16 protein-coding genes are annotated in these 22650 nt (G+C 71.5%); 13 read left to right on the top strand and 3 right to left on the bottom strand.

Features of this window, described 5'->3' with window-relative positions; translation table 11 throughout:
• Positions 1-16: 16 nt before the first annotated feature.
• The gene (locus tag GV015_RS08355) at positions 17-4861 is read right to left on the bottom strand and encodes an ATP-dependent helicase (protein WP_159877882.1); all 4845 of its coding nucleotides are present in this window, start codon (positions 4859-4861) and stop codon (positions 17-19) included.
• Between the two features lie 152 nt (positions 4862-5013).
• Here GV015_RS08355 and GV015_RS08360 point away from each other — a divergent pair, with 152 nt between their 5' ends.
• Complete coding sequence (locus GV015_RS08360; RefSeq protein WP_064294286.1) at positions 5014-5583, top strand: NUDIX hydrolase family protein; 570 nt, start codon at positions 5014-5016, stop codon at positions 5581-5583.
• A gap of 155 nt (positions 5584-5738) precedes the next feature.
• Here the strand turns inward: GV015_RS08360 and GV015_RS08365 are convergent, their stop codons facing one another.
• Both GV015_RS08365 and GV015_RS08370 read right to left on the bottom strand, forming a co-directional pair.
• Positions 5739-6233 carry a GNAT family N-acetyltransferase gene (locus GV015_RS08365; RefSeq protein ID WP_079705213.1) on the bottom strand — a complete coding sequence of 165 codons (495 nt, stop codon included), beginning with the start codon at positions 6231-6233 and terminating at the stop codon, positions 5739-5741.
• Between the two features lie 109 nt (positions 6234-6342).
• Positions 6343-7932, bottom strand: coding sequence for a DEAD/DEAH box helicase (locus GV015_RS08370; RefSeq protein WP_079705214.1), 1590 nt, complete (start codon positions 7930-7932; stop codon positions 6343-6345).
• A 478-nt stretch (positions 7933-8410) separates the two neighbouring features.
• Here GV015_RS08370 and GV015_RS08375 point away from each other — a divergent pair, with 478 nt between their 5' ends.
• The 12 genes from GV015_RS08375 (at position 8411) to GV015_RS08430 (ending at position 22623) form a co-directional block, all read left to right on the top strand.
• Entirely contained in the window at positions 8411-10429 is a 2019-nt protein-coding gene (locus GV015_RS08375; RefSeq protein WP_159877884.1) for a glycoside hydrolase family 127 protein, read from the top strand.
• 78 nt (positions 10430-10507) lie between these two features.
• On the top strand, positions 10508-12202 hold the full coding sequence (locus tag GV015_RS08380; protein ID WP_159877886.1) for an ABC transporter substrate-binding protein: 1695 nt from the start codon (positions 10508-10510) through the stop codon (positions 12200-12202).
• 45 nt (positions 12203-12247) lie between these two features.
• Positions 12248-13183, top strand: coding sequence for an ABC transporter permease (locus GV015_RS08385; protein ID WP_064294392.1), 936 nt, complete (start codon positions 12248-12250; stop codon positions 13181-13183).
• Positions 13180-14175, top strand: a complete 996-nt coding sequence (locus GV015_RS08390; RefSeq protein WP_079705218.1) for an ABC transporter permease — start codon at positions 13180-13182, stop codon at positions 14173-14175. Before GV015_RS08385 ends, GV015_RS08390 begins: the two co-directional genes overlap by 4 nt.
• The gene (locus GV015_RS08395) at positions 14172-15053 is read left to right on the top strand and encodes an ABC transporter ATP-binding protein (protein ID WP_079705219.1); all 882 of its coding nucleotides are present in this window, start codon (positions 14172-14174) and stop codon (positions 15051-15053) included. Before GV015_RS08390 ends, GV015_RS08395 begins: the two co-directional genes overlap by 4 nt.
• Positions 15050-15928: an ABC transporter ATP-binding protein gene (locus tag GV015_RS08400; RefSeq protein WP_159877888.1), complete on the top strand. Its 879-nt coding sequence runs from the start codon at positions 15050-15052 to the stop codon at positions 15926-15928. The genes GV015_RS08395 and GV015_RS08400 overlap by 4 nt, the downstream gene beginning before the upstream one ends.
• A complete protein-coding gene (locus tag GV015_RS08405; RefSeq protein ID WP_159877890.1) occupies positions 15925-17238 on the top strand; it encodes an alpha/beta fold hydrolase in 1314 nt (437 codons plus the stop codon). The genes GV015_RS08400 and GV015_RS08405 overlap by 4 nt, the downstream gene beginning before the upstream one ends.
• Positions 17235-18725: an aminopeptidase P family protein gene (locus GV015_RS08410; protein WP_371416549.1), complete on the top strand. Its 1491-nt coding sequence runs from the start codon at positions 17235-17237 to the stop codon at positions 18723-18725. The genes GV015_RS08405 and GV015_RS08410 overlap by 4 nt, the downstream gene beginning before the upstream one ends.
• Before the next feature lie 41 nt (positions 18726-18766).
• Positions 18767-19444, top strand: a complete 678-nt coding sequence (locus tag GV015_RS08415) for a GntR family transcriptional regulator (protein WP_064294279.1) — start codon at positions 18767-18769, stop codon at positions 19442-19444.
• A gap of 118 nt (positions 19445-19562) precedes the next feature.
• Entirely contained in the window at positions 19563-20759 is a 1197-nt protein-coding gene (locus tag GV015_RS08420; protein ID WP_159877892.1) for an FAD-binding oxidoreductase, read from the top strand.
• A complete protein-coding gene (locus tag GV015_RS08425; RefSeq protein ID WP_159877894.1) occupies positions 20759-21109 on the top strand; it encodes a (2Fe-2S)-binding protein in 351 nt (116 codons plus the stop codon). The genes GV015_RS08420 and GV015_RS08425 overlap by 1 nt, the downstream gene beginning before the upstream one ends.
• Positions 21106-22623 carry an FAD-dependent oxidoreductase gene (locus tag GV015_RS08430; protein WP_159877896.1) on the top strand — a complete coding sequence of 506 codons (1518 nt, stop codon included), beginning with the start codon at positions 21106-21108 and terminating at the stop codon, positions 22621-22623. Before GV015_RS08425 ends, GV015_RS08430 begins: the two co-directional genes overlap by 4 nt.
• Positions 22624-22650 lie beyond the last annotated feature (27 nt).

Here is a 22650-nt window from a genome sequence, read left to right on the forward strand (position 1 = left end):
ACGGCCGCGAGCCGGTTCACCCACGCCGGAGCCGCAATCCACGCGGCGTCTCGACGAATCCGGCGTCGCGGAGGGCGTGGCCCGTCGGGGTGCCGAGCACGAAGGCGCCGTTGACCTGCTCGATGCCGAGCTTCTCGATGCGACCAGCGCGCACCGTGGACGCCAGGGAACGCGCCCCGGCGCGGAGCTGGTCGTCGTCCTCCGAGAAGACGAGGGCCGTCTTGCCACCGCGTTCCAGGTAGTAGACCGGCGCTCCGTCGACGAGGACGACGAGCGCACCCGCCTTCCGCCCCGGCCGGTGCTTCACCCCGGTGACCTCCTGGCCCGGCCAACCGAGGGCGGCGCCGTAGGGGTTCGCAGGGTCGGTCGCGGCGAGGGTGACGGCGTCGAGCGGTGGCTCGTCGTCGGTCCGGATGAACCCGCGCAGGCGGTCGACGGTGCCGGAGGAGGCGAACTGCGCCCCGCCGAGGCGTTCCACGAAGTATCCGCGACGGCAGCGACCGTTCTCCTCGAACTGCTTCAGCACGCGGTAGGCGAGGGCGAAGCCGCCCGTCACGCCCTCCGCGACGACGGACCCGCGCGTCACGACGCCGTACCGCTCGAGCAGGGTCTCGCCCGTGGCGACGGCACGGATGGTGGCGTCCTGCTCGGCCAGCGGCAGGATCGACCACCGGCCGCCGAGGGTCTGGCTCGCCCGCGTCGACATCGAGGGACGCTGCAGGTTGCGGCCACGGTACAGCTTCGATCGCGGGGTCTGCCGTTGCACCCGGTGCGCCGAGTTCCCCGAGCCGGAACCCACCAGGGTGCGGAGCGGTGAGAAGGTGTCGTTGGTGACGAGCCCGGCCCACACGAGCTCCCAGAGGGCGTCGACGAGGAGCTTGTCGTCCGTCGAGCCGACCGACTCCGCGAGCTGCCGGAAGAAGTACGCGCCGCCCCCGCCGAGCGTCGCGAGCAGTTCGGTCTGCAGGGCGTCCGGGGTGTGCGGCGTCGGAGCGAGGGGCAGCGTGAGGGGCGCCGTGTCGGCGAGGTGGAGCGCGACCCAGCCGTCGTTGCCGGGGATCGAACCGCTACCCGACCACACGACCTCGCCCGTCGCGGTGAGTTCGTCGAGCATGGCGGGACTGTAGTTGGCGACGCGCGAGGGCATGATGAGCGACTCCCAGGCCGACGCCGGGATGGGCGCGCCGGCGAGCTGGTCGATGACCGTCGCGACGCCGTCGACGCCGCGGAGCGTCCCGCCGAGGTGCTGCCACACCGGCAGAAACCGGGCGAACGCCTGCTGCTCGACCGGCTCGACCTCGTGCCGCAGCGCGGCGAGCGAACGGATGCGGAGCTTGCGCAGCACGCCGGCGTCGCACCACTCCGTCGCATCGGTGGGGCTGCGGTCGGCGTCGTCGTCCTCGCCCACCTGCTGCCGGCCGGCGGGGAGGAACTCGCCCTTGACCACGCGGCCGGCGTCGGCCAGCCGGGCGAGCGTGTGCTGGACCACCGCGGTCCCGAGACCGAAGCGCCTGGCCGTCTGCCCGGTCGTGAACGGCCCGTGCGTGCGCGCGTGGCGGGCGAGGAGGTCGCCCAACGGATCGGCGACCGGCTCGGTGAACGCGACCGGTACGCCGATGGGCAGCGGGGTGCCGAGCGCGTCGCGGAGTCGGCCTGCATCCTCGATCGCGGCGAAGCGCTCCTCGCCGGCGATCGGGACGCGGATGACGCGCTTCGAGCGTTCGAGTTCGGCGACGGCGGCCGCCGAGCGAGCCGGATCGGGGGCCCAGGCTTGCGGGTCGTCGCCACGACTCGACTCGCCGTCGGCGGAGACGGTGACGCCGTCGAAGGCCGTCCGGGCCGCGATCTCGTCGATGGTGAGCGGGCCGAGCATCCGCAGCGCGTCGGCGACGCCCTCGACCCCCTTGAGTCGACGCTCGGGGTCGAGACGCTGCAGCTCGAGCGCGGTCTGCTCGATGACGCCGGGGTCGAGAAGCTCGCGGAGTTCCACCCGACCGAGGAGTTCGCCGAGCATGGTGCTGTCGACCGCGAGCGCCGCGGCCCGACGCTCGGCCAACGGGCTGTCGCCCTCGTACATGAACGCGCCGACGTAGCCGAACAGGAGCGAACGGGCGTAGGGCGAGGGCTGATCGGTCGTGGTCTCGACGATGCGGATCGCGCGCGACTGCAGCTCGCGGGCGAGGTGGTCGAGGGCCGGGAGGTCGTAGACGTCCTGCAGACACTCGCGGAGCGTCTCGAGGATGATCGGGAACGTCGGGTACTGCTTCGCGACCTCGAGGAGCTGCGCCGACCGCTGGCGCTGCTGCCAGAGCGGCGAGCGTTTCTGCGGCGAGTAGTTCGGGAGCAGGAGGGCACGGGCGGCGCACTCGCGGAACCGCGAGGCGAACAATGCCGAGCCGCCGACCTCCTGCGTGACGAGGGCGTCGAGCTCCTCCGGTTCGAAGACGAAGAGTTCGGCTCCCGGCGGCTCGCTCTCGGTGTCGGGCAGGCGGACGATGATGCCGTCGTCGCTCGCCACCGCCGAGCCGTCGACCCCGAGGCGCTCCTGCACCCGGGCACCGACCGCCAGCGCCCAGGGGGCATGCACACGGAGTCCGTAGGGGGAGTGGAGGATGACCCGCCAGTCGCCGAGTTCGTCGCGTGAACGTTCGACGACGAGGGTCGTGTCGTTGGGGACGACGCCCGTCGCCTCGCGCTGCTCGCGGACGTAGGCGACGAGGTTGCTGATGGCCCGCTCGTCGAGGCCGGCTGCTTCGAGACGTGGGGTGGAGCCCGTTCCGGTGGTGTCGAGCTCGCGCACGAAGGCGCCGATGGCGCGACCGAGCTCGGCCGGGCGACCGATGCCGTCGCCCTTCCAGAACGGCAGCCGGCCCGGCTGGCCGAACGCCGGCGTCACGAGCACGCGGTCGTGGGTGATCTCCTGGATGCGCCAGCTCGTGGCGCCGAGGGCGAAGACGTCGCCGACGCGGGACTCGTAGACCATCTCCTCGTCGAGCTCACCGACGCGCGCGCCGGCGCCCGACTCGCCGACCATGAAGACGCCGAAGAGCCCGCGGTCGGGGATGGTGCCGCCGCTCGTGACGGCGAGGCGCTGGGCCCCCGGCCGCCCGGTCAGGACCCCGGCGTCGCGATCCCAGACGATGCGCGGGCGCAGCTCGGCGAAGGCGTCGGAGGGGTAGCGTCCGGCCAGGAGGTCGAGCGTCGCCTCGAAGGCCGAGCGGGGCAGGGAGGCGAACGGGGCACTGCGCTTGACCGTCTCGAACCAGTCCTCCACGCCGAGTTCGTCGAGCGCGACCGCAGCGACCGTCTGCTGCGCGAGGATGTCGAGCGGGTTCGAGGGGACCTCGATCGCCTCGATGAGCCCGGCCTCCATCCGCTCGGTCGCGACCGTGGTGCTGATGAGGTCGGCGCGGTGCTTCGGGAACAGGACGCCTCGGGAGACCTCGCCCACCTGGTGGCCGGCGCGGCCGACCCGCTGCAGTCCGCTCGCGACGCTCGGCGGGGACTCCACCTGGATGACGAGGTCGACCTCGCCCATGTCGATGCCGAGCTCGAGGCTCGAGGTCGCGACCACGCAGCGCAGGCGTCCGGACTTGAGGTCCTCCTCGATGCCCGCACGCTGCTCCTTGGAGACGGATCCGTGGTGGGCGCGCGCGAGGAGGGGGATGTCGTCGTCGCTCTCCTCGGTGGCCGGCCGGGCGGCTGCGGCCGCGACGCTCGTCGATCCGCGGGTCTGGCCGCTCTGGGCCATGAGCTGCGCCGGTGGACGCCCGGCACCGGGGGTCGTGAGGGTGGTTTCGCTGAGTCGGGCCTCGTTGATCTCGTTGAGCCGGGCCGTGAGCCGCTCCGCCAGCCGACGGGAGTTGGCGAACACGATGGTGGAGCGGTGCGCGAGCACGCGGTCGACGATCGCCTCCTCGACGTGCGGCCAGATGCTGCCGACGCGGTCTTCGCCGCCGCCGTCGCTGTTCGGGGTGTACCCGGTGAACCCGCCGCCACTGCCGTCGTCGTCGGCCTCACCGGGCGTCCGCATGCCGGCGTCGGGGTCGGTCATGTCGTCGACCGGGACGACCACGTGCAGGTCGAAGGTCTTCGCGGCCGGCGGGGCCACGATCTCGACCGGTGCGCGGCCTCCGAGGAACCGCGCGACCTCCTCGGCAGGGCGCACCGTGGCGGAGAGCCCGATGCGCTGCACCGGCTTCTCGAGCATGGCGTCGAGCCGCTCGAGCGACACCGCGAGGTGCGCGCCGCGCTTCGTCGAGGCGACGGCGTGGATCTCGTCGATGATGACGGTGTCGACCGTGCGGAGGGTCTCCCGTGCCGCACTCGTGAGCATGAGGAAGAGCGACTCGGGGGTGGTGATGAGGATGTCCGGTGGCTCTTTGGCCATCGCCCGGCGGTCGGCGGACGGGGTGTCGCCCGAGCGGACGCCGACACTGATGGTGGGTGGTTCGGTGCCGAGGCGGCGCGCCGCCTGGGCGATGCCGACGAGCGGGGTGCGGAGGTTGCGCTCGACGTCGACGCCCAGGGCCTTCAGCGGCGAGATGTAGAGGACGCGGGTGCCGCGGGAGCGCTCGCGCTGGGCGGCGGCGGCCTCCGCTTCGTCGGCCTCGAGGCCGGTGAGCGGGACGCCGGTGCGCGGCCGCACGGCGTGTTCGGCGATGGCCTCGGAGAGCAGGCGGTCGATCGACCAGAGGAACGCGGACAGGGTCTTGCCCGAACCGGTCGGCGCGACGACGAGGGCGTTGGCGCCGCGGGAGATCGCATCCCAGGCACCCGCCTGCGCCGGCGTGGGCGCGACGAAGGCCCCCTCGAACCAGTCGCGCGTCGCGGGGGAGAAGCGCTCGAGCACCTCGGTCATGGGTTCCATCATCCTGCACCCCACCGACACCGCGACCGGCGTCGCGCGCGGTCGCGTGGCCCCGTATGATCCCGCCGCGCGTCGGGCGCGGTGTCCGGTCGAACCGCCGCCCGCCTGGATCGCCGCTCGGCTCCATACGGTATGAAGGAGCTATGAGCGTTCGTACCCCTGATCCCAACCCGGAACCCGATCTCCCCGGCAATTCCAATCCGGGCTGGCTGTCGGACGTCGAACTCGAGGAGATCCGCCGCCGGCTCCCGCTGCTGTACGTGGAGGCCGTGCCGGTCCGCGTCGACGGCTTCGGCGTCGTCACCGAGGTGGGCGTCCTGCTCCGGGCCACGGCGCTCGGCGAGATGACGCGAACGCTCGTCTCCGGTCGCGTCATGTACGGCGAGACGATCCGCGACGCGCTCTTCCGCCACCTGGAGAAGGACCTCGGTCCGATGGCGTTCCCGCTGCTCCCTGCGTCGCCCGTGCCGTTCCAGGTGGCCGAGTACTTCCCATTGCCCGGCCTCTCGCCGTACTCCGACGACCGGCAGCACGCCGTCGCACTTGCGTACGTCGTCCCCGTGACCGGCACCTGCGAACCCCGCCAGGACGCGCTCGAACTCACGTGGATGACACCCGAGGCGGCGTCCTCCGACGCGATCGCCGCCGAGATGGAGGGCGGCCGCGGCACGCTCCTCCGCGCGGCCCTCGCCTCCGTCGGACGGCTGCGCTAGCCCTTCGACAAGCTCAGGGACCGGGGGAGCGGCTCAGGGACCTGCCCTTCGACAGGCTCAGGGACCGGGGGAGCGGCTCAGGGACCTGCCCTTCGACAGGCTCAGGGACCGGGGGAGCGGCTCAGGGACCGGATAAGGGCTCAGGGACCGATGCGTCAGCGGGTGTAGCGGACCTCGTCGATCATCTCGCCGAGGAAGGGCTCGGTCTTGGCTCCACCGTCGAGGACGAACCCGTTGCGCTGGTAGAAGCGGTGCGCGCGCGGATTGTCCGCGGCGACCCACAGGAATGACGGCTGACCGTCGGGGATGGCGGCGTCGAACAGCTGCTGACCGATGCCGGTCCCGTGGAACGCGTCCAACAGGTAGATGAAGTACAGCTCGCGCTCACGGGGTGCGTCCTCGTCGCGGGCCGGGCCCGAACCCGAGAAGCCGACGATCTCGCCGTCGACGAGCGCTGCGAAGTGCGTGTACTCGGGTCCCTGCGCGGCCCAGTGGGTCCACAGCTCGGCCATGCGGCGTGGTGACAGCTTCGCGAGGGTGGCCGAGCTGATGAGGTGGTCGTAGGTCTCGTGCCAGCACGTGGCGTGCACGCGCCCCAGCGACTCGGCGTCGACGTCTCGGATGGGGCGGACGACTGCGGTGGCGTTCATGGTGGAACCGTATCCCGAGCGCCCCCGTCTCGCGAAATCGAGTGGGTTCGCGAACGGCGAAGCGCCGCCCACCCTGCGGTGGACGGCGCTTCGTTCGAGCGGTTCGCTGCTAGTTGCCGCTGGACGCGCGACGGTTGGTCCGGGGGCGCGAGGACTCGGCGGGAGCGCCCGAGTTCGCGGCGTAGCCGGTGCTGTAGTGCGTGCGGCTGCCACCGGTGGCGGCACCGGCGCCTGCACGGGCGCCGCCCGAGCGACCGGCGCCGGAGCGCTGTCCGCCCTGACCACCGTTACCGCCGGCGGGACGACCGCCACGACGACCGCCGCCGCCCTGGCCGCCCTCGCGAGGAGCGCTGTCGCGGCTCGCGCCGGCGCGGGCACCGTCGCGGTCGCGGTGACCGTTGCCGAGGCCGTTGCCGTCGCGGGCTGCACGCTTACGCTGCGCGTTGGCACCCTGCGACCGACCACCACCGCCACCACCCTGCTGCTGCACGGCCGCGCGCGGCGCGGGCTTCACGTAGGCGGCGACGTCGCCGATGAGCTCGAGGACCGCCGGGGAGGTCGCGGTGACCGCCTGCGGGGTGACGTTGATCTCGGCCTTGCGGAGGAGCTTCTTGAGGTCCTCCATCTGGCCGGGGATCGCGAGGGTGACGACGTCACCGGCGCTGCCCGCACGAGCCGTGCGGCCCGAGCGGTGCAGGTACGCCTTGTGCTCGGTCGGCGGGTCGACGTGGATGACGAGTTCGACGTCGTCGACGTGCACACCGCGGGCGGCGACGTCGGTGGCGACGAGGACCTTGGCGGTCCCGGCGCTGAAGGCCGCGAGGTTGCGGTCGCGGGCCACCTGCGAGAGGTTGCCGTGCAGGTCGACCGCGGGGATGCCGGAGTCGGTGAGCTGCTTCGCGAGCTTCTTGGCGTGGTGCTTCGTGCGCATGAAGAGGATGCGTCGGCCACTACCTGAGGCGAGGGCCTGGATGAGGTCCTTCTTCGACTCGACCGAGGGGGTCGTGAAGACGTGGTGCGTCATCGCGGCGACGGGCGAGTTCGCCTCGTCGACGGAGTGGAGCACCTCGTTCTGCAGGAACTTGCGGACGAGCTTGTCCACGCCGTTGTCGAGCGTCGCGGAGAACAGCAGACGCTGCCCGCCGCGAGGCGTCTTGTCGAGGATGCGCGTGACGACCGGCAGGAAGCCGAGGTCGGCCATGTGGTCGGCCTCGTCGAGGACGGTGATCTCCACGGCGTCGAGGTTCACGAAGCCCTGCTTCATGAGGTCCTCGAGGCGGCCGGGGCAGGCGATGACGATGTCGACGCCGGCGCGGAGCGCCTCTTCCTGACGCTTCTGCGAGACGCCGCCGAAGATCGTGGTGGTCTTCAGCGAGTAGGCGTCGGCCAGCGGCTGCATGACCGCGGCGATCTGCGTGGCGAGCTCGCGCGTCGGAGCGAGGACGAGTCCGAGCGGGCGACCCGGGCGGCGCTTGCCACCGGCGAGGGCGCCGCCGAGACGGGCGACCATCGGGATGCTGAAGGCCAGGGTCTTGCCGGAGCCGGTCTTGCCGCGGCCGAGGACGTCGCGTCCGCCGAGGGTGTCGGGGAGTGTGTCGATCTGGATGGGGAACGCGCTCGTCTTGCCGTCCTTCGCGAGGGAGGCGACGAGCGGTGCCGGGACGCCGAGGGCGTCGAAGGTGATGGTTGCTTCGGTCATGGGTGTGTGTCTCTTTCAGGCACGGCCACGAGCTTCGATGACGGCTGCCGGCGCACTCGTGTGCGGTAGCGGGCACTGCCGGGATGACCACGCACGTGATGACTCACGTGGATGGTACGGCGTGCTTCCGTCGGCGTCGTCGCTGGTGGGAGGTGGCGAAGGCGCAGGTCGCGCATCCGTTCGCCGTATGAAGTGTCATCGACCCTGGCATGCACCGCTGGGTGCCGTGCAGGGGAGAGAGGGAGCGTTCTACGACGCAAGCGAGTACCGCACCGGATGGCGCGATCGCACGCAAGTTCCTTCAGCGTAGCGCATCCGGTGAGGAGTCTGCTGGGAGAGGCGCGTTACGGCTGTGTTTCCATCTCCTGGAATCGGTCGTCGGCGCTTGACAGTCCGCTGGAGCAGGTGAGTAATGTGTCACCCATCACAAACCCGGATCCGTGTACTGTGTCACACGGTACAGAAAGGCCTGTCGCCCATGAGCTTCGACGAAGACGCCCGAGCAGCGAGCACCGCGGTGCACGCGGGAGGCCGTTACGCCGCCGTCGCACCGATCGCGGGAGTCCGCATCCCGCTGGGCGCCGGACAGGTCGCGCTGGGAGCTGGCGAGCTCGGTGCGTGGCAGCGTCGGAACCGCGACGCCACCGTCCCGCACTCGGTCGAGCAGCTCCGCCTCGCCGGCAACCTCGACAACCTCGCCCGGATCGCCGACCCGGGGGACGGCACGTCACGCTTCCGCGGGCGCTACCCGTTCCTCGACACGGACGTGTTCAAGACCCTCGAAGGCCTCGTCTACCTGCTCGCGGAAGACGAGATCGTCGGGGCGGCACCCGGCGATGTCCGCGACTTCTACGAGGAGGCCGTCGGCGTCATCGAAGCCGCGCAGCGCGAGGACGGGTACCTCAACTCCTACTTCCAGGCTCCGGAGATCGAGAAGGAACCCTGGGAGGACCTCGCCTGGGGCCATGAGCTGTACAACCTCGGGCACCTCATCCAGGCGGCGATCGCCGCGAAGCGTCGTCTCGGCGACGACCGTCTGCTGATCGTCGCCCGGGCGTTCGCCGACCTCGCCGTCGAACGGTTCGGACCGGACGGCGACCCGCAGGTGTGCGGGCACCCCGAGGTCGAGATGGCCCTGGTCGAGCTGTTCCGTGAGACCGGCGTGCCGTCCTACCTCGAGCTCGCGACCGCGTTCGTCGACCGACGTGGTCACGGCACGGTCGAGCTCCGGGTCTTCCCCGCCGAGTACTTCCAGGACTCGGCCCCACTGCGCGAGCTCGACTCCGTGACCGGACACGCCGTCCGCATGGCGTACCTGGCCGCCGGAGCGACCGACGTCGCCCTCGAACGCGGCGACCAGGAGCTGCTCGCATCGCTGCAGCGGCTCTGGGACGACATGGTGGAGACGAAGCTCTACCTCACGGGCGGCCTCGGGAGTCGACACTCCGACGAGGCGATCGGCGACCGCTACGAGTTGCCGTCCGAACGCTCCTACAGCGAGACGTGCGCGGCGATCGCCGTGATGCAGTGGGGCTGGCGCCTGTACCTCGCGACCGGGTCGGCCGCCGTCCTCGACACCGTCGAGACCGTCCTCTACAACGCGTACGCCGCCGGCCTCTCCGCGGACGGCATGGCCTTCTTCTACGACAACCCGCTGCAGCGTCGCCCCGACCACCTGCAGCGGTCGGGGGCGGAGGCGGACGGCGAACTCCTCAGACGGGGCTGGTTCGGCTGCCCGTGTTGCCCGCCGAACATCGTGCGCTGGACCGCGGAGCTGCAGGATCACCTCGCGACGTCGACCCCCGCCGGTGTCGAAGTCGCCCACCTCACCGCGGCGTCGATCGCGACCGAGCGGCTCTCCTTCACCGTCGACACCGCGTATCCGTGGGACGGAGCGGTCACCGTGACGGTGGACGCCGCCGCCGACGACGAGGTCGAGCTCGCGATCCGCATCCCCGCGTGGGTCGTGGGCGGCTCCATCCGCGTGGGTGGATCGGCCGCGCCGCTCGAACCCGTCGACGGATGGGTCCGTGTCCGGCGCTGGTGGCGTGCGGGCGACACCGTGGAGCTCGACCTCCCGATGCCCGTCCGGGCGCACGGCGCGCACCCCTCCGTGGACGCCCTCCGCGGCTCGATCGCCTTCGTCCGCGGACCGATCGTCTCCTGCGCCGAGCAGCAGGACACGACGGCGGACCTCGATCTCCTGCGGTTCTCCGGAGCCGACGCGGATCGCGCGGTCGTCGAGCACCGTCGGATCCTGGACCGGGAGGGGATCGACGCCGTCGCGCTCCTCGTCCCGGCGACCGTCGACGCCCCCGCTCCGGCCGTGCTCTACCCGATCCTGTCCGGGGCGCCCGACGCCGAGCCCGCCACGGCACCGCTCGCCGAGGTCGCGACGACGGCCTCGGTGACACAGACCACCGCGACCCTCATCCCCTACGCCCTCTGGGGCAACCGCGAACCGGGTGCCATGCGCGTCTGGTTCCGCTCCCACTGACCTCCTCCCGTCCCCCGACCCCGCTCCACCCTCTCCACCCGCGGGCGACCCGCCCGATCGACACGAAAGCAGAGCGTCATGAAGCAACGATTCTCCATCCCCGCCCTCGCGGCGGCGGCCGTCCTCCTCCTCGCGGGGTGTACCTCCGCGGGTTCCGGCTCAGGAGGTGACGGACCGTCCAGCACCCCGGTGGAGGGCGGCACCGTCGACGTCCTCCTGAACGCGGACTTCTCGCACCTCGACCCGGTCCAGGGCTTCGACGGCGGCGTGAACAACTTCTACCGCCTCATCTACCGCACGTTGACGACGCAGTCGACGGGCGAGGGCGCCAAGGGCACCGAGATGGTCCCCGACCTCGCGACCGACCTCGGCACGGTGAGCGACGACGGCCTCCAGTGGACGTTCACGCTCAAGGACGACCTCAAGTTCGAGGACGGCACGCCGATCACGAGCAAGGACGTGAAGTTCGGCGTCGAGCGCTCCTTCGACCCGGCCATCGCCGTCGGATCGCCCTACGCCCGCCTCACGATCGCCGGCACGGACTCGTACGAGGGCCCGTACATCACGGGCGACCTGCCGTCCATCCAGACGCCGGACGACCAGACCATCGTCTTCACGCTCAAGGAGCCGTTCGCCGACTTCGCGAGCGTCGTCGGGCAGAACAGCTTCACGCCCTTCCCCGCCGACACCGAGCGGGTGACAACGACGAGCCTCGACAAGATGCCGATCGCCTCCGGCCCCTACAAGGTCGACAGCTACGAGCGCGGCTCGCAGCTGAAGCTCGTCCGCAACGACTCGTGGGACCCGAAGACGGACGACGTCCGCAAGGCCTACCCGGACGGCTTCGACTTCACCTTCGGCCTCGACGCCTCGACCATCGACGAGCGCATGATCGCCGGCCAGGGTGACGACGCGAACGCGATCGCCGGGTCCGTCCAGGCTGCCTCCATCTCCCGGATCCAGACGCCGGCCCTCAAGGCTCGGACCATCGCCGGTCTCCAGGGCTGCACCACGTACATGGGTCTGAACACGACCAAGCCGAACATGGACAACCCGCTGGTCCGCCAGGCCATCGCCTACGCCATCGACCGCGAGTCGGTGAAGGACGCCTCGGGCGGATCGCAGCTCGCGGACATCGCGACCACCATGCTGCCGCCCACCGTCGCCGGCCACACCGAGTTCGATCTCTACCCGAGCAAGGACAACGCCGGTGACCCGGAGAAGGCCAAGGAACTCCTCGCCGAGGCGGGCCTGCCCGACGGCTTCTCCTTCACGCTCGACATCCGCAGCCAGCCCAAGATGCAGGCGCAGGCCGAGGCGGTGCAGCAGGCGCTCGCGAAGGCCGGCATCACGGTGAACTTCAACCTCATCGACACCTCGACCTACTACGAGGTCATCGGCACGACGTCGCAGCAGAACGACGCCGCCATCACCGGCTGGTGCCCGGACTGGGCCTCCGGCTCGACCTTCCTGCCGCCGCTCTTCGACGGCTCGCAGATCTTCCCGAAGGGCAACTCGAACATCGCGCAGCTGAACGACCCCGCCGTCAACGAGCGCATCGCCGAGATCCGCGCGATGACCGACACCGACGAGGCCAACGCCGCTTGGGGCGCGCTCGACGAGCAGATCCAGAAGCTCGTGCCGACGGTGCCACTGCTGTTCGAGAAGACGGTCATGGTCGTCGGAGCCAACGTCGCCGGTGCATACTCGCACGCCGGGTACTCCGGTGGCATCGACTACGTGTCCGTCGGCCTGTCCTCGGCCGGCAAGTAGTCGGAAAGCCGGTATCCGCAGATGTCGTCGTCCGTTCCCAGTGAGCTGACCACCGTCGCCGAGGAGGTGGGTGCGCCGGTCGGCGCGCCCACCCCCGCGCGGCGGGTGATCGCCACCCTCCGCTCCAGCCCGCCGGTGCTGCTCAGCGTCGCGTTCATCGTGCTCGTCGTGCTGCTCGCGATCCTCGCCCCGCTGATCACCGCGATCAGCGGCTGGGGTCCGTACACCTTCGACAAGTCGGCGGTGGACTCCGACCTCGGCGGCGTGCCGATCGGCAACCTCGGCGGGATCTCCGCCGAGCACTGGTTCGGGGTCGAACCCGGGAACGGACGCGACATCTTCGCGCGCATCGCCTTCGGTGCGCAGGTGTCGCTGTCGATCGCCGTCTCGGCGACGATCGTCACGACCGTGCTCGGCGTCGTGCTCGGCATGCTCGCCGGCTTCTACGGCGGGTGGGTCGACCAGGTCGTCTCCCGCGTCATGGACTTCCTCATGGCGTTCCCGTCGCTCATCTTCATGATCGCGCTCCTGTCGGCCCTGCCCGCCGGCAACCGACCGGTCCTGCTCGTCGTCGTGCTGAGCCTCTTCGGCTGGCCGTACACCGCCCGGGTGGTGCGCGGTCAGGCGATGTCGCTGCGGACGAGCGAGTTCGTCGAATCGGCGCGCGCGTCGGGCGCCGGGGGCATCCGCATCGTCTTCCGCGAGATCCTGCCGAACCTCCGCGGCACCATCATCGTCCTGGCCACCCTCGCCGTTCCCGGTTACATCGGCACGGAGGCGGGCCTCTCCTTCCTCGGTGTCGGGGTCACCCCGCCCACGCCGAGCTGGGGCCAGATGATCGCGACCGCGGTCGGCTGGTACGCGGTCGACCCGATGTACTTCCTGATCCCCGGCACCTTCCTGTTCCTCACGGTGCTGTCCTTCACCGTGCTCGGCGACCGCCTGCGCAAGGCCCTCGACTCGGGAGACGCCGCCTCATGACCCTCTACCTCCTGCGCCGCATCGCGTCGGCGATCGGCATCCTGCTGCTCATCAGCCTCTTCACCTACGTCATCTTCTTCCTGCTGTCGCCCGACCCGGCGGTGCAGATCTGCGGCAAGACCTGCACCCCCGACCGCATCGACCAGATCCGGGCGCAGCTCGGGCTCGACCAGCCGTTCTGGCAGCAGTACCTCGAGTTCATCCGTGGGATCGTCATGGGCCGGAGCTACGGGGAGGGCGCCTCGGCGGTCTCCTGCGCGGCGCCGTGCCTCGGCTTCAGCTTCCAGACCAACGAGTCCGTCATGGACATGATCACCGCGCGGTTCCCCGTGACCGCGACGGTCGCGATCGGTGCGGCGGTCCTCTGGCTGCTCGTCGGCGTCAGCGGTGGCCTGCTCAGCGCCGTCAAGCAGGGGACCGGCTGGGACCGTGGGGCGATGATGGTCGCGCTCGCCGGCATCAGCCTGCCGAACTACTTCCTCGCGCTCCTCCTGCAGTACGTCCTCGTGGTGCAACTGCAGATCCTGCCGTTCCCGCAGGCCGTGCCCTTCGCCGAGGACCCGGTCCGGTGGTTCCAGAACTACCTCATGCCGTGGATCGTGCTCGCCCTCGGCTACGCGTCGATGTACGCGAGGCTCGTCCGGGCGAACGTCATCGACACCCTCGGTGAGAACTTCATGCGGACCGCCCGGGCGAAGGGCCTGCCCGCGCCGCTCATCCTGCGCCGCCACGCGCTGCGGCCCGCGCTCACCCCCGTCGTCACGCTCTTCGGCATGGACTTCGCGGGCCTCCTCGGGGGCGCCCTCATCACCGAGACGGTGTTCGGACTGAACGGCGTCGGCAAGCTCGCCGCCGACTCGATCGCGAAGAACGACCAGCCCGTCATCATGGGCGTCACCCTGCTGGCCGCGTTCTTCGTGGTCATCGGCAACGTCGTGGTCGACGTCGTGTACACGTTCCTCGACCCGAGAGTGAGAGTGAAGAGCGCATGAGCCCCACCGTCACCAGGACCATCTCCCTGCCCGTCCCCGGGGCGGCGCTGCTCGAGGTCGACGACCTCACGGTCACCTTCCCGACCACCTCCGGCGACATCGACGTGGTGCGGAAGGCGTCGTTCGCGGTCCAGCACGGCCAGACCCTCGGCATCGTGGGCGAGTCCGGCTCCGGCAAGTCCATGACCTCGCTCGCGATCATGGGACTGCTCCCGAACGGCGGGCGCACGACCGGCAGCGTCCGGCTGAGCGGACACGAGCTCGTCGGTCGCAGCGACCGCGAGATGCGCCGAGTGCGCGGCGATCGGATCGCGATGGTCTTCCAGGACCCCCTCTCCTCGCTCAACCCGTACTACACCGTCGGACTGCAGATCGAGGAGGCGTACCGCGCCCATCGCGGCGGCTCCCGGAAGGCCGCCAGGGCCGTCACGATCGAGGCCCTCGAACGGGTCCGCATCGCGGACGCCTCCCGGCGGGTCGACCACTACCCGCACCAGTTCTCGGGCGGCATGCGGCAGCGCATCATGATCGCCATGGCGCTCTGTCTGGAACCCGACCTGCTCATCGCGGACGAACCGACGACGGCGCTCGACGTCACCGTCCAGGCGCAGATCCTCGACCTCCTCTCCGAACTGCAACGGGAGACCGGTGCCGGCATGATCTTCATCACCCACGACCTCGCCGTCGTCAGTCAGGTCGCCGACGACGTGCTCGTCATGCGCGGCGGCGACCCCGTCGAGATGGGCACGGCCGAACAGATCTTCTCCCGACCACAGGCGGCGTACACCCGGGCGCTCCTCGACGCCCTCCCGCGGATCGACGACCCGTTCACCGAGCGGCCGACGGCACCCGCCACGACCGGAGAGGGACAGGCATGAACGACGCACCAGTGCTCCTGCAGGCCACCGGGCTCACGAAGGACTTCACCACGAGGGGCGACGGCGCGTTCCGCGCACGCACCACGCAGTTCCGCGCCGTCGACGACGTCGGGTTCGCCGTCCGCGCCGGCGAGACGCTCGGCATCGTCGGGGAGTCGGGCAGCGGCAAGTCGACGACCGCGCGGATGATCGCGAAGCTCATCGAACCGACCGCCGGCACGATCACCTTCGACGGCGAGGACGTCACCACTGCGCGTGGGCCGGCGCTCGCCGCGTTCCGGGCGAAGGTGCAGGTCGTCTTCCAGGACCCGTTCTCCTCCCTCAACCCGAGGCACACCGTCGAGCGCATCGTGTCGGCACCGCTCGACTACCAGGGCATCACCCCGAAGCAGGGCAAGCGTGCCCTCGTGCGCGACCTGCTCGACCGCGTCGGCCTGAACCCCGACCACCTCCAGCGCTACCCGCGGCAGTTCTCCGGCGGCCAGGCCCAGCGCATCGGGATCGCCCGGGCGCTCGCCGTCTCCCCGAAGCTCGTGATCTGCGACGAGGCGGTGTCGGCGCTCGACGTGTCGGTGCAGGCACGCATCATCGACCTGCTGCGCGACCTGCAGGCCGAGCGCGGCCTGAGCTACCTGTTCATCGCGCACGACCTCGCCGTCGTGCGGCAGATCGCGCACGACGTCGCGGTCATGCACCGGGGCAAGGTGGTCGAGCAGGGTGACCGCGAGGCGATCTTCGACCACCCGCAGGACGAGTACACGAAGACCCTGCTCGCCGCCGTGCCCACGATCGACCCGAGCTGGGAGGCCGCGCGTGCCACCATGCTCGAACAGGAGCGGACGCACGGACCGGCCGCCGGAAGGACAGAGGCATGACCCACCGCACCACCACCTCCCTGCTGCCGGGGATCCACGTGACCGACCACACGGTCGACGTCCCGCTCGACTGGCGGCGCCCCGACGACGGCCGCACGATCAGCCTGTTCGCCCGCGAACTTGTCGACCCTCTGCGTCGCGACGAGCAGCTCCCGGTCCTCGTGTTCCTCCAGGGCGGACCGGGCGGCAAAGGCCCGCGCCCGGTGTCGAGGGACGGCTGGGTCGCCGAGGCCCTCCGCACCTTCCGGCTCGTGCTGCTCGACCAGCGCGGCACCGGCCGGAGCACCAGGATCGACGGCCGGTCCATCGCGGCCGTCGGTGACGCTGCCGCACAGGCCGAGTACCTGGAACGCTTCCGGGCCGACTCGATCGTCGACGACGCCGAGTACCTGCGCCGCACCGTCTTCGGTGGCCGTCGCTGGTCGACGCTCGGTCAGAGCTACGGCGGGTTCCTCACCCTCACCTACCTCTCGCGAGCCCCGGAGGGACTGGCCGCCTGCTACGTCACCGGCGGTCTCGCGGGCATCCACCCGTCGGCGGCTGAGGTCTACCGCCGCACCTATCCGCGCACCGAGCGCAAGAACCGGGCCTTCGCCGAGCGGTACCCCCAGGACGTCGACACCGTCGCGCGGATCGCCGACCGACTCGCTGCCGAGGAGGTGCTCCTGCCGGACGGCGACCGACTCACCGTGCGGCGCTTCCAGAACCTCGGGATCGACTTCGGGATGAAGCCCGGCTACGAGCGCCTCCACTGGCTGCTCGACGAGGCGTTCGACAGCGGCGACCGCTTGAGCGACACCTTCCTGGCGCAGGTCTGGGGGAGGACGTCCTACGTCGACAACCCCCTCTTCATCGCCTTGCAGGAGAGCATCTACGGTGCCGCCGGCTCGGGGGCGACCGCGTGGGCGGCGCAGGCCGAGCGCGGCGCACGGCCGGCGTTCGCCGAGACGGCCAGGCCGCTGCTGTTCACGGGGGAGATGGTCTACCCCTGGATGTTCGAGGAGATCCGCTCACTCCGACCCTTCCAGGGCGCGGTGGAGCGACTGGCGGCCAAGACCGACTGGGACCCGCTGTACGACCCCGCTGTCCTGCAGGCGAGCACGGTGCCGCTCGCCGCGGCCGTGTACTTCGACGACATGTACGTGGACGCGCAGCTGCAGTTGGAGACGGTCGACGCCGTCGGCGGGGCGACCGCCTGGGTCACGAACGAGTACGAGCACGACGGGATCCAGGACGCCGCCGTGGTGCGCCGCCTGTTCTCGATGGTGGACGAGCGCGGCGGCCGTCGCGCGGATGAGGAGCAGGCATGACCGACACGCAGCAGCAGGCACCCGAGCAGACGGCGGGCCTCGCGCCGGCCACCACGGAGGCACCCGCCACGTCCATGCCGCGCCCGGCGAACCCGGACCCGAAGCTGCCCCGCCTGGCCGAGGTGCCGGCGTTCCGCGAGTTCCTCGGCACCGGCTGGGGTACCCCCGACCGCAGGCCGCCGGTCGAGCCCGGGATCGCCGCGGCCGCAGCCGAGCACCGTCGTCGGCTGAGCGAGGCCTTCGTCGGGCGGACACTCGTCGTCGCCGCCGGACGCGCGCCCGTCCGTGCCAACGACTCGAACTACGACTTCCGCCCCGACAGCGACTTCTTCTGGCTCACCGGCTGCTCCGCCGAGGACGCGGTCCTCGTGCTGCGTCCGAGCGGCGCCGGGCACGACGCGACGTTGTACATCCCGGCACCGGCGCACCCGGGCGAGACCGGGTTCTTCGCCGACGCCAACCACGGTGAGCTCTGGGTCGGCTCCGCGCCGGGGCCGGCCGACTGGTCGGCGGTCCTCGACCTCCGGGTCGAGGTGCTCGCCGCGCTGCCCGACGCGCTCCGAGGCGTCGAGCGACCACTCCTCGCGGGGACACTGACCTCGCAGCATCGAGCGCTCGAGCCGCTGACGGTCGCGCCGGAACTCGGCCGTGTGCTCTCGGAACTGCGCATGATCAAGGACGAGTGGGAGATCGCGGAGCTGCGGCGAGCGGTCGACGCGACCGTCGGCGGGTTCTCCGCCGTGATCCGGGAGCTGCCGACGGCCGTCGCCGGCGGGGGTGAGCGCTGGCTGCAGGGGACCTTCGACCGGCACGCCCGCACCACGGGGAACGGCCCCGGCTACTCGACCATCGTCGGCAGCGGCGCGCACGCACCCACGCTCCACTGGGTGCGGTGCGACGGCCCGGTCCGCCCCGAGGACGCGATCCTGCTCGACATGGGCGTGGAGACGCGTGCGTTCTACACGGCGGACGTGACCCGCACCTTCCCCGTCTCGGGCACCTTCAGTCCGGAGCAGCGTCGCGTCCACGACCTCGTCGAGGCGTCCCACCGCGCCGGGATGGCCGCCGTACGCCCGGGCCGCGACTTCACCGACTTCCACCACGCGGCCATGGAGGTCATCGCGCAGGGGCTCCACGACTGGGACCTCCTGCCGGTGTCCGTCGACGAGGCTCTGAGCCCGGTCGGGCAACAGCACCGGCGGTACCTCGTGTGCGGCATCGGTCACCACCTCGGCCTCGATGTCCACGACTGCGCCAAGTCCTCCTACGGGGCCTACCAGGGCGGCTCGATGGCGCCCGGCATGGTGCTCACGGTCGAGCCGGGGCTGTACTTCCACGCCTTCGACGAGACGGTTCCACCGGAACTGCGCGGCATCGGCGTCCGGCTCGAGGACGACCTGCTCGTGACGGCCGACGGCGCCGAGGTGCTGTCGGATGCGCTGCCCATCGACGCGTCGGGCATCGAAGCGTGGATGCGCGCCCAGTAACCTGAGCGGACCGTGGTGGGAGACGAAGGATGGGAGTCGCGATGAGCATGTCGGCGATCCGACCGGCCGAGGAACGGCTGAGCCTGCGCGCACAGGTGGAGCGGGCGGTGTCCGCGGCGATCATCTCGGGCGAGCTCGCTCCGGGGACGATGATCTCGGTACCGACGCTGGCGGTGCAGTTCAACGTCTCGGCGACCCCGGTCCGCGAAGCGATGCTCGACCTCGAGAAGCGCGACTTCGTGGAGGCGGTCCGGAACAAGGGGTTCCGCGTCACCGTCGTGAGCGAGGCCTCGCTCCGCAACACGGCGCAGATCCGTCAGCTCCTCGAGCCGCCCGCGATGGCGGACCTGGCCGAGGTCTTCGACCACGGGTCGCTCCCCGAGCTCCGGCAACAGGCTGACGACATCGTGGCCGGTGCCCGGGACGGCGATCTGACCCGGTACCTCGAAGCCGACCAGGCGTTCCACCTCGCACTCACGGCGAAGCTCGGCAACCCGCTGCTCGTCGAGCTCGTCGCGGACCTCCGCGGGCGCACCCGGCTCGTGGGGCTGGCCGCCATGCTCGACTCGCAGCAGCTCGACCGCTCGGCCGTGGAGCACCACGAGCTCCTCGACGCCCTCGAGCGGGGTGACGGGGTCGCCGCTCGCGAGCTCATGCACCGACACATCGGGCACACCACCGGCTGGTGGGCCGGCAAGCCCGAATCCGACGCCGAGTAGCCCCTGGCGTGCGTGCGCGGACCTCGACCAGGATCCGCGATCGTGCACGCTTGCCTGTTCAGTGAATGTGTGACACATTACTGAGAGCCCTTCCCCGCACCGACCGAGAGGACCGCCCGTGACCCGCATCGTCGTCGTCGGCGCCGGCATCGTCGGCGCGGCCTGCGCGCGGATCCTCGCCCGACGCGGTGCCGAGGTCGTCGTGCTCGACCGTTCGGCGGCCGCCGGCGGCACGAGCGGCTCGGGGGAGGGGAACCTCCTCGTCTCCGACAAGGGGCCCGGCCCCGAACTCGACCTCGCGCGGTACGCCTCACGCCTCTGGCCCGTCGTCACCGCCGAACTCAGCGCCGAACTGGGACCGACCTTCCCGAGCATCGAGTTCGAGCGCAAGGGCGGTATCGTGGTCGCCACCACCGAGGCCGGCGCGCAGCCCCTGCTCGACTTCGCTGCCGCCCAGCGCGCGGCCGGTGTCGACGCCAGCCCCCTCACCGAGGACGAGCTGCTCGCGGCGGAGCCGTCGATCACCCGCTCGTCCACGGCGGCCGTCCACTATCCCGAGGACGCACAGGTCCAGCCCGTCATCGCCACGGAGGCCCTGCTCGCCTCGGCTCGGCGGGCGGGCGCGGTCGTGCGCACCGGCGTCACCGTGACGGGCGGCGTTCGGAGCGCGACCGGACGCCTCACGGGTGTCCGGACATCCGTCGGCGACGTCTCGGGCGACGCGGTCCTCGTCTGCGCCGGACCGTGGTCGGCCGAGCTCGGCGACCTGCTCGGGGCGCCCGTCCCGGTCCGTCCCCGTCGCGGCATGGTGCTCGTCACCACCCGCATGCCGCACCGCGTGCACCACAAGGTCTACGACGGCGACTACTTCGGGGCCACGCAGTCGAGCGACGCCTCGCTCCAGACGTCGAGCGTCGTCGAGTCCACCGCCGCGGGCACGGTCCTCATCGGTTCGAGCCGGCAGCAGATCGGGTTCGACGCGCGCCTCGACGTCGACGTGCTCCGCGAGGTCGCGGCGAAGTCGCTGCGCCTCTTCCCGTTCCTCCGCGACGCCTCGGTCATGCGCAGCTACGGCGGCTTCCGGCCGTACATGCCCGACCACCTCCCGGTCATCGGCCCCGACCACCGCGTCGACGGCCTGTGGCACGCGACGGGCCACGAGGGCGCCGGCATCGGACTGGCGCTCGCGACGGCCGAGCTCATCGCCGCCCGCATGCTCGGCGGATCGGCCGACCTCGACGACGCCCCGTTCCAACTCGACCGCCCGGGCCTCGCCCCGCACCTGCGCGTCGACCGGCCGGCGGAGGTGGCCTGATGGTCTCGAGACGACTGCCCGCGACGAACGACCGGATCCTGCCCGGCACGGAGGACGCGCTGCGCATCGACCTCGACGGGACGCCCGTCGACGGACTCCGCGGCCAGACGATCGCCGGCGTCCTGTTGGGCTCCGGCGTCCTCGCCTGGCGCCGCACCAGCGGATCCGGGAACCCACGCGGCGTCTTCTGCGGCATCGGGGTCTGCTTCGACTGCATCGTCACGGTGAACGGCCAGCGGGACGTCCGTGCCTGCCAGCGTCGCGCCGCGGACGGCGACCGCATCGAGACACAGCACGACGCCCTCCCGGAACCCACGACGGAGAACGACCCGTTCGGGGACCGGACATGAGCGCCCGGCAGCGCGAGGTCGTCGTCGTCGGCGCAGGGCCAGCCGGCCTCCAGGCCGCGCTCGCCGCCCGGGCGCTCGGCGCCGCCGTCACGCTGCTCGACGCCTCGGACGAGCTCGGCGGTCAGTACTGGCGGCACCTGCCGGCCAGCCGGCCGTCGGAAGCAGAGGCCTCGCTGCACCACGGGTTCGAGCGCTTCGTCTCCATGCGCGCGGCGCTCGACGCAGACGACGCCTGCACGGTGATCACCGAGGCGCAGGTGTGGGCGATCGACGTCGACCGCGCCGCCGCCGACCACGGGTCCGACGACACCTCCGGTGCGACCGGCCTGCGCCTGCACGTCCTCGTCGGACCGCCGGACGGCACCGACCGCGCGCCCCTCACCCTCCGGCCGGACGCGCTCGTCCTCGCGACCGGCGCGCACGACCGCACGCTGCCGTTCCCCGGCTGGGACCTCCCCGGCGTCTTCTCGGCCGGTGCCGCCCAGGCGCTCGCGAAGGGCGAGCGGGTCACCGTCGGTCAGCGGGTGGTCGTGGCCGGTGCCGGACCGTTCCTGTTGCCGGTGGCCGCTTCCTTGACCGCGACCGGATCACGCGTGCTCGGGGTCTACGAGGCCACGACCGTCGGCGGCCTCGCGAGGGGCTGGCTCCCCAAGCCCTGGCAGCTGCTCGGCGTGACCGGGAAGGCCGGTGAACTGCTCGGCTACGTCGGCGGCCACCTCCGCCACCGGATCCCGTACCGCGTCGGTCACGCCGTGGTCGCCGCGCACGGCACCGACCGGGTCGAGCGCGTGACCATCGCCGCCGTCGACGCCGACTGGTCGCCGATCCCCGGGACCGAGCGCACGGTCGAAGCGGACGCCGTGTGCGTCAGTCACGGGTTCACTCCGCGGCTCGAACTGCCCGTTGCGGTCGGCTGCGCGCTCACCGAAGCCCGGTTCGTCCAGGTCGACGCCGAGCAGCGCACGAGCGTCCCGACCGTCTTCGCGGCGGGGGAGATCACCGGGATCGGGGGCGTCGACGCCGCGCTCGCCGAAGGCGCGATCGCGGGACACGCTGCGGCCGGCGGCCTCCCCGGTGCCTCCGGGATCCGCGCCGCCGTGAGCCGACGCGACACGTTCCTCGCCTTCGCCGACCGGCTCGAACGTGCCCACGGCATCCGCGCCGGCTGGAGCGACTGGCTCGACGACGACACCACCATCTGCCGCTGCGAGGAGGTCGACTACGGCTCCCTGCGAGCGACGGCGACCGCCACCTGCGCGACCGGCCTGCGCTCGCTCAAACTCAGCACGCGTGCCGGGCTCGGGATCTGCCAGGGCCGCATGTGCGGTCGCACCGTCGAGGAGCTCCTCCACCGCGTCGCCTCCGAATCCGGTGGCAGCGGCCTCATCGACGGCGTCTCGAGCGACCGCCGGCCCATCGTCTCCCCGCTGCGCATCGGCGAACTCGCCGCGCAGGCACCGGGACACCCTTCCCACGAACCGCCGTCGACCCCGACGGCCGAGCACCCAGGATGACCGACCGGTCTCCGCACCACTCCCTCG

Source organism: Plantibacter sp. T3, from assembly GCF_902506515.1.
GTDB classification, from domain to species: domain Bacteria; phylum Actinomycetota; class Actinomycetes; order Actinomycetales; family Microbacteriaceae; genus Plantibacter; species Plantibacter auratus.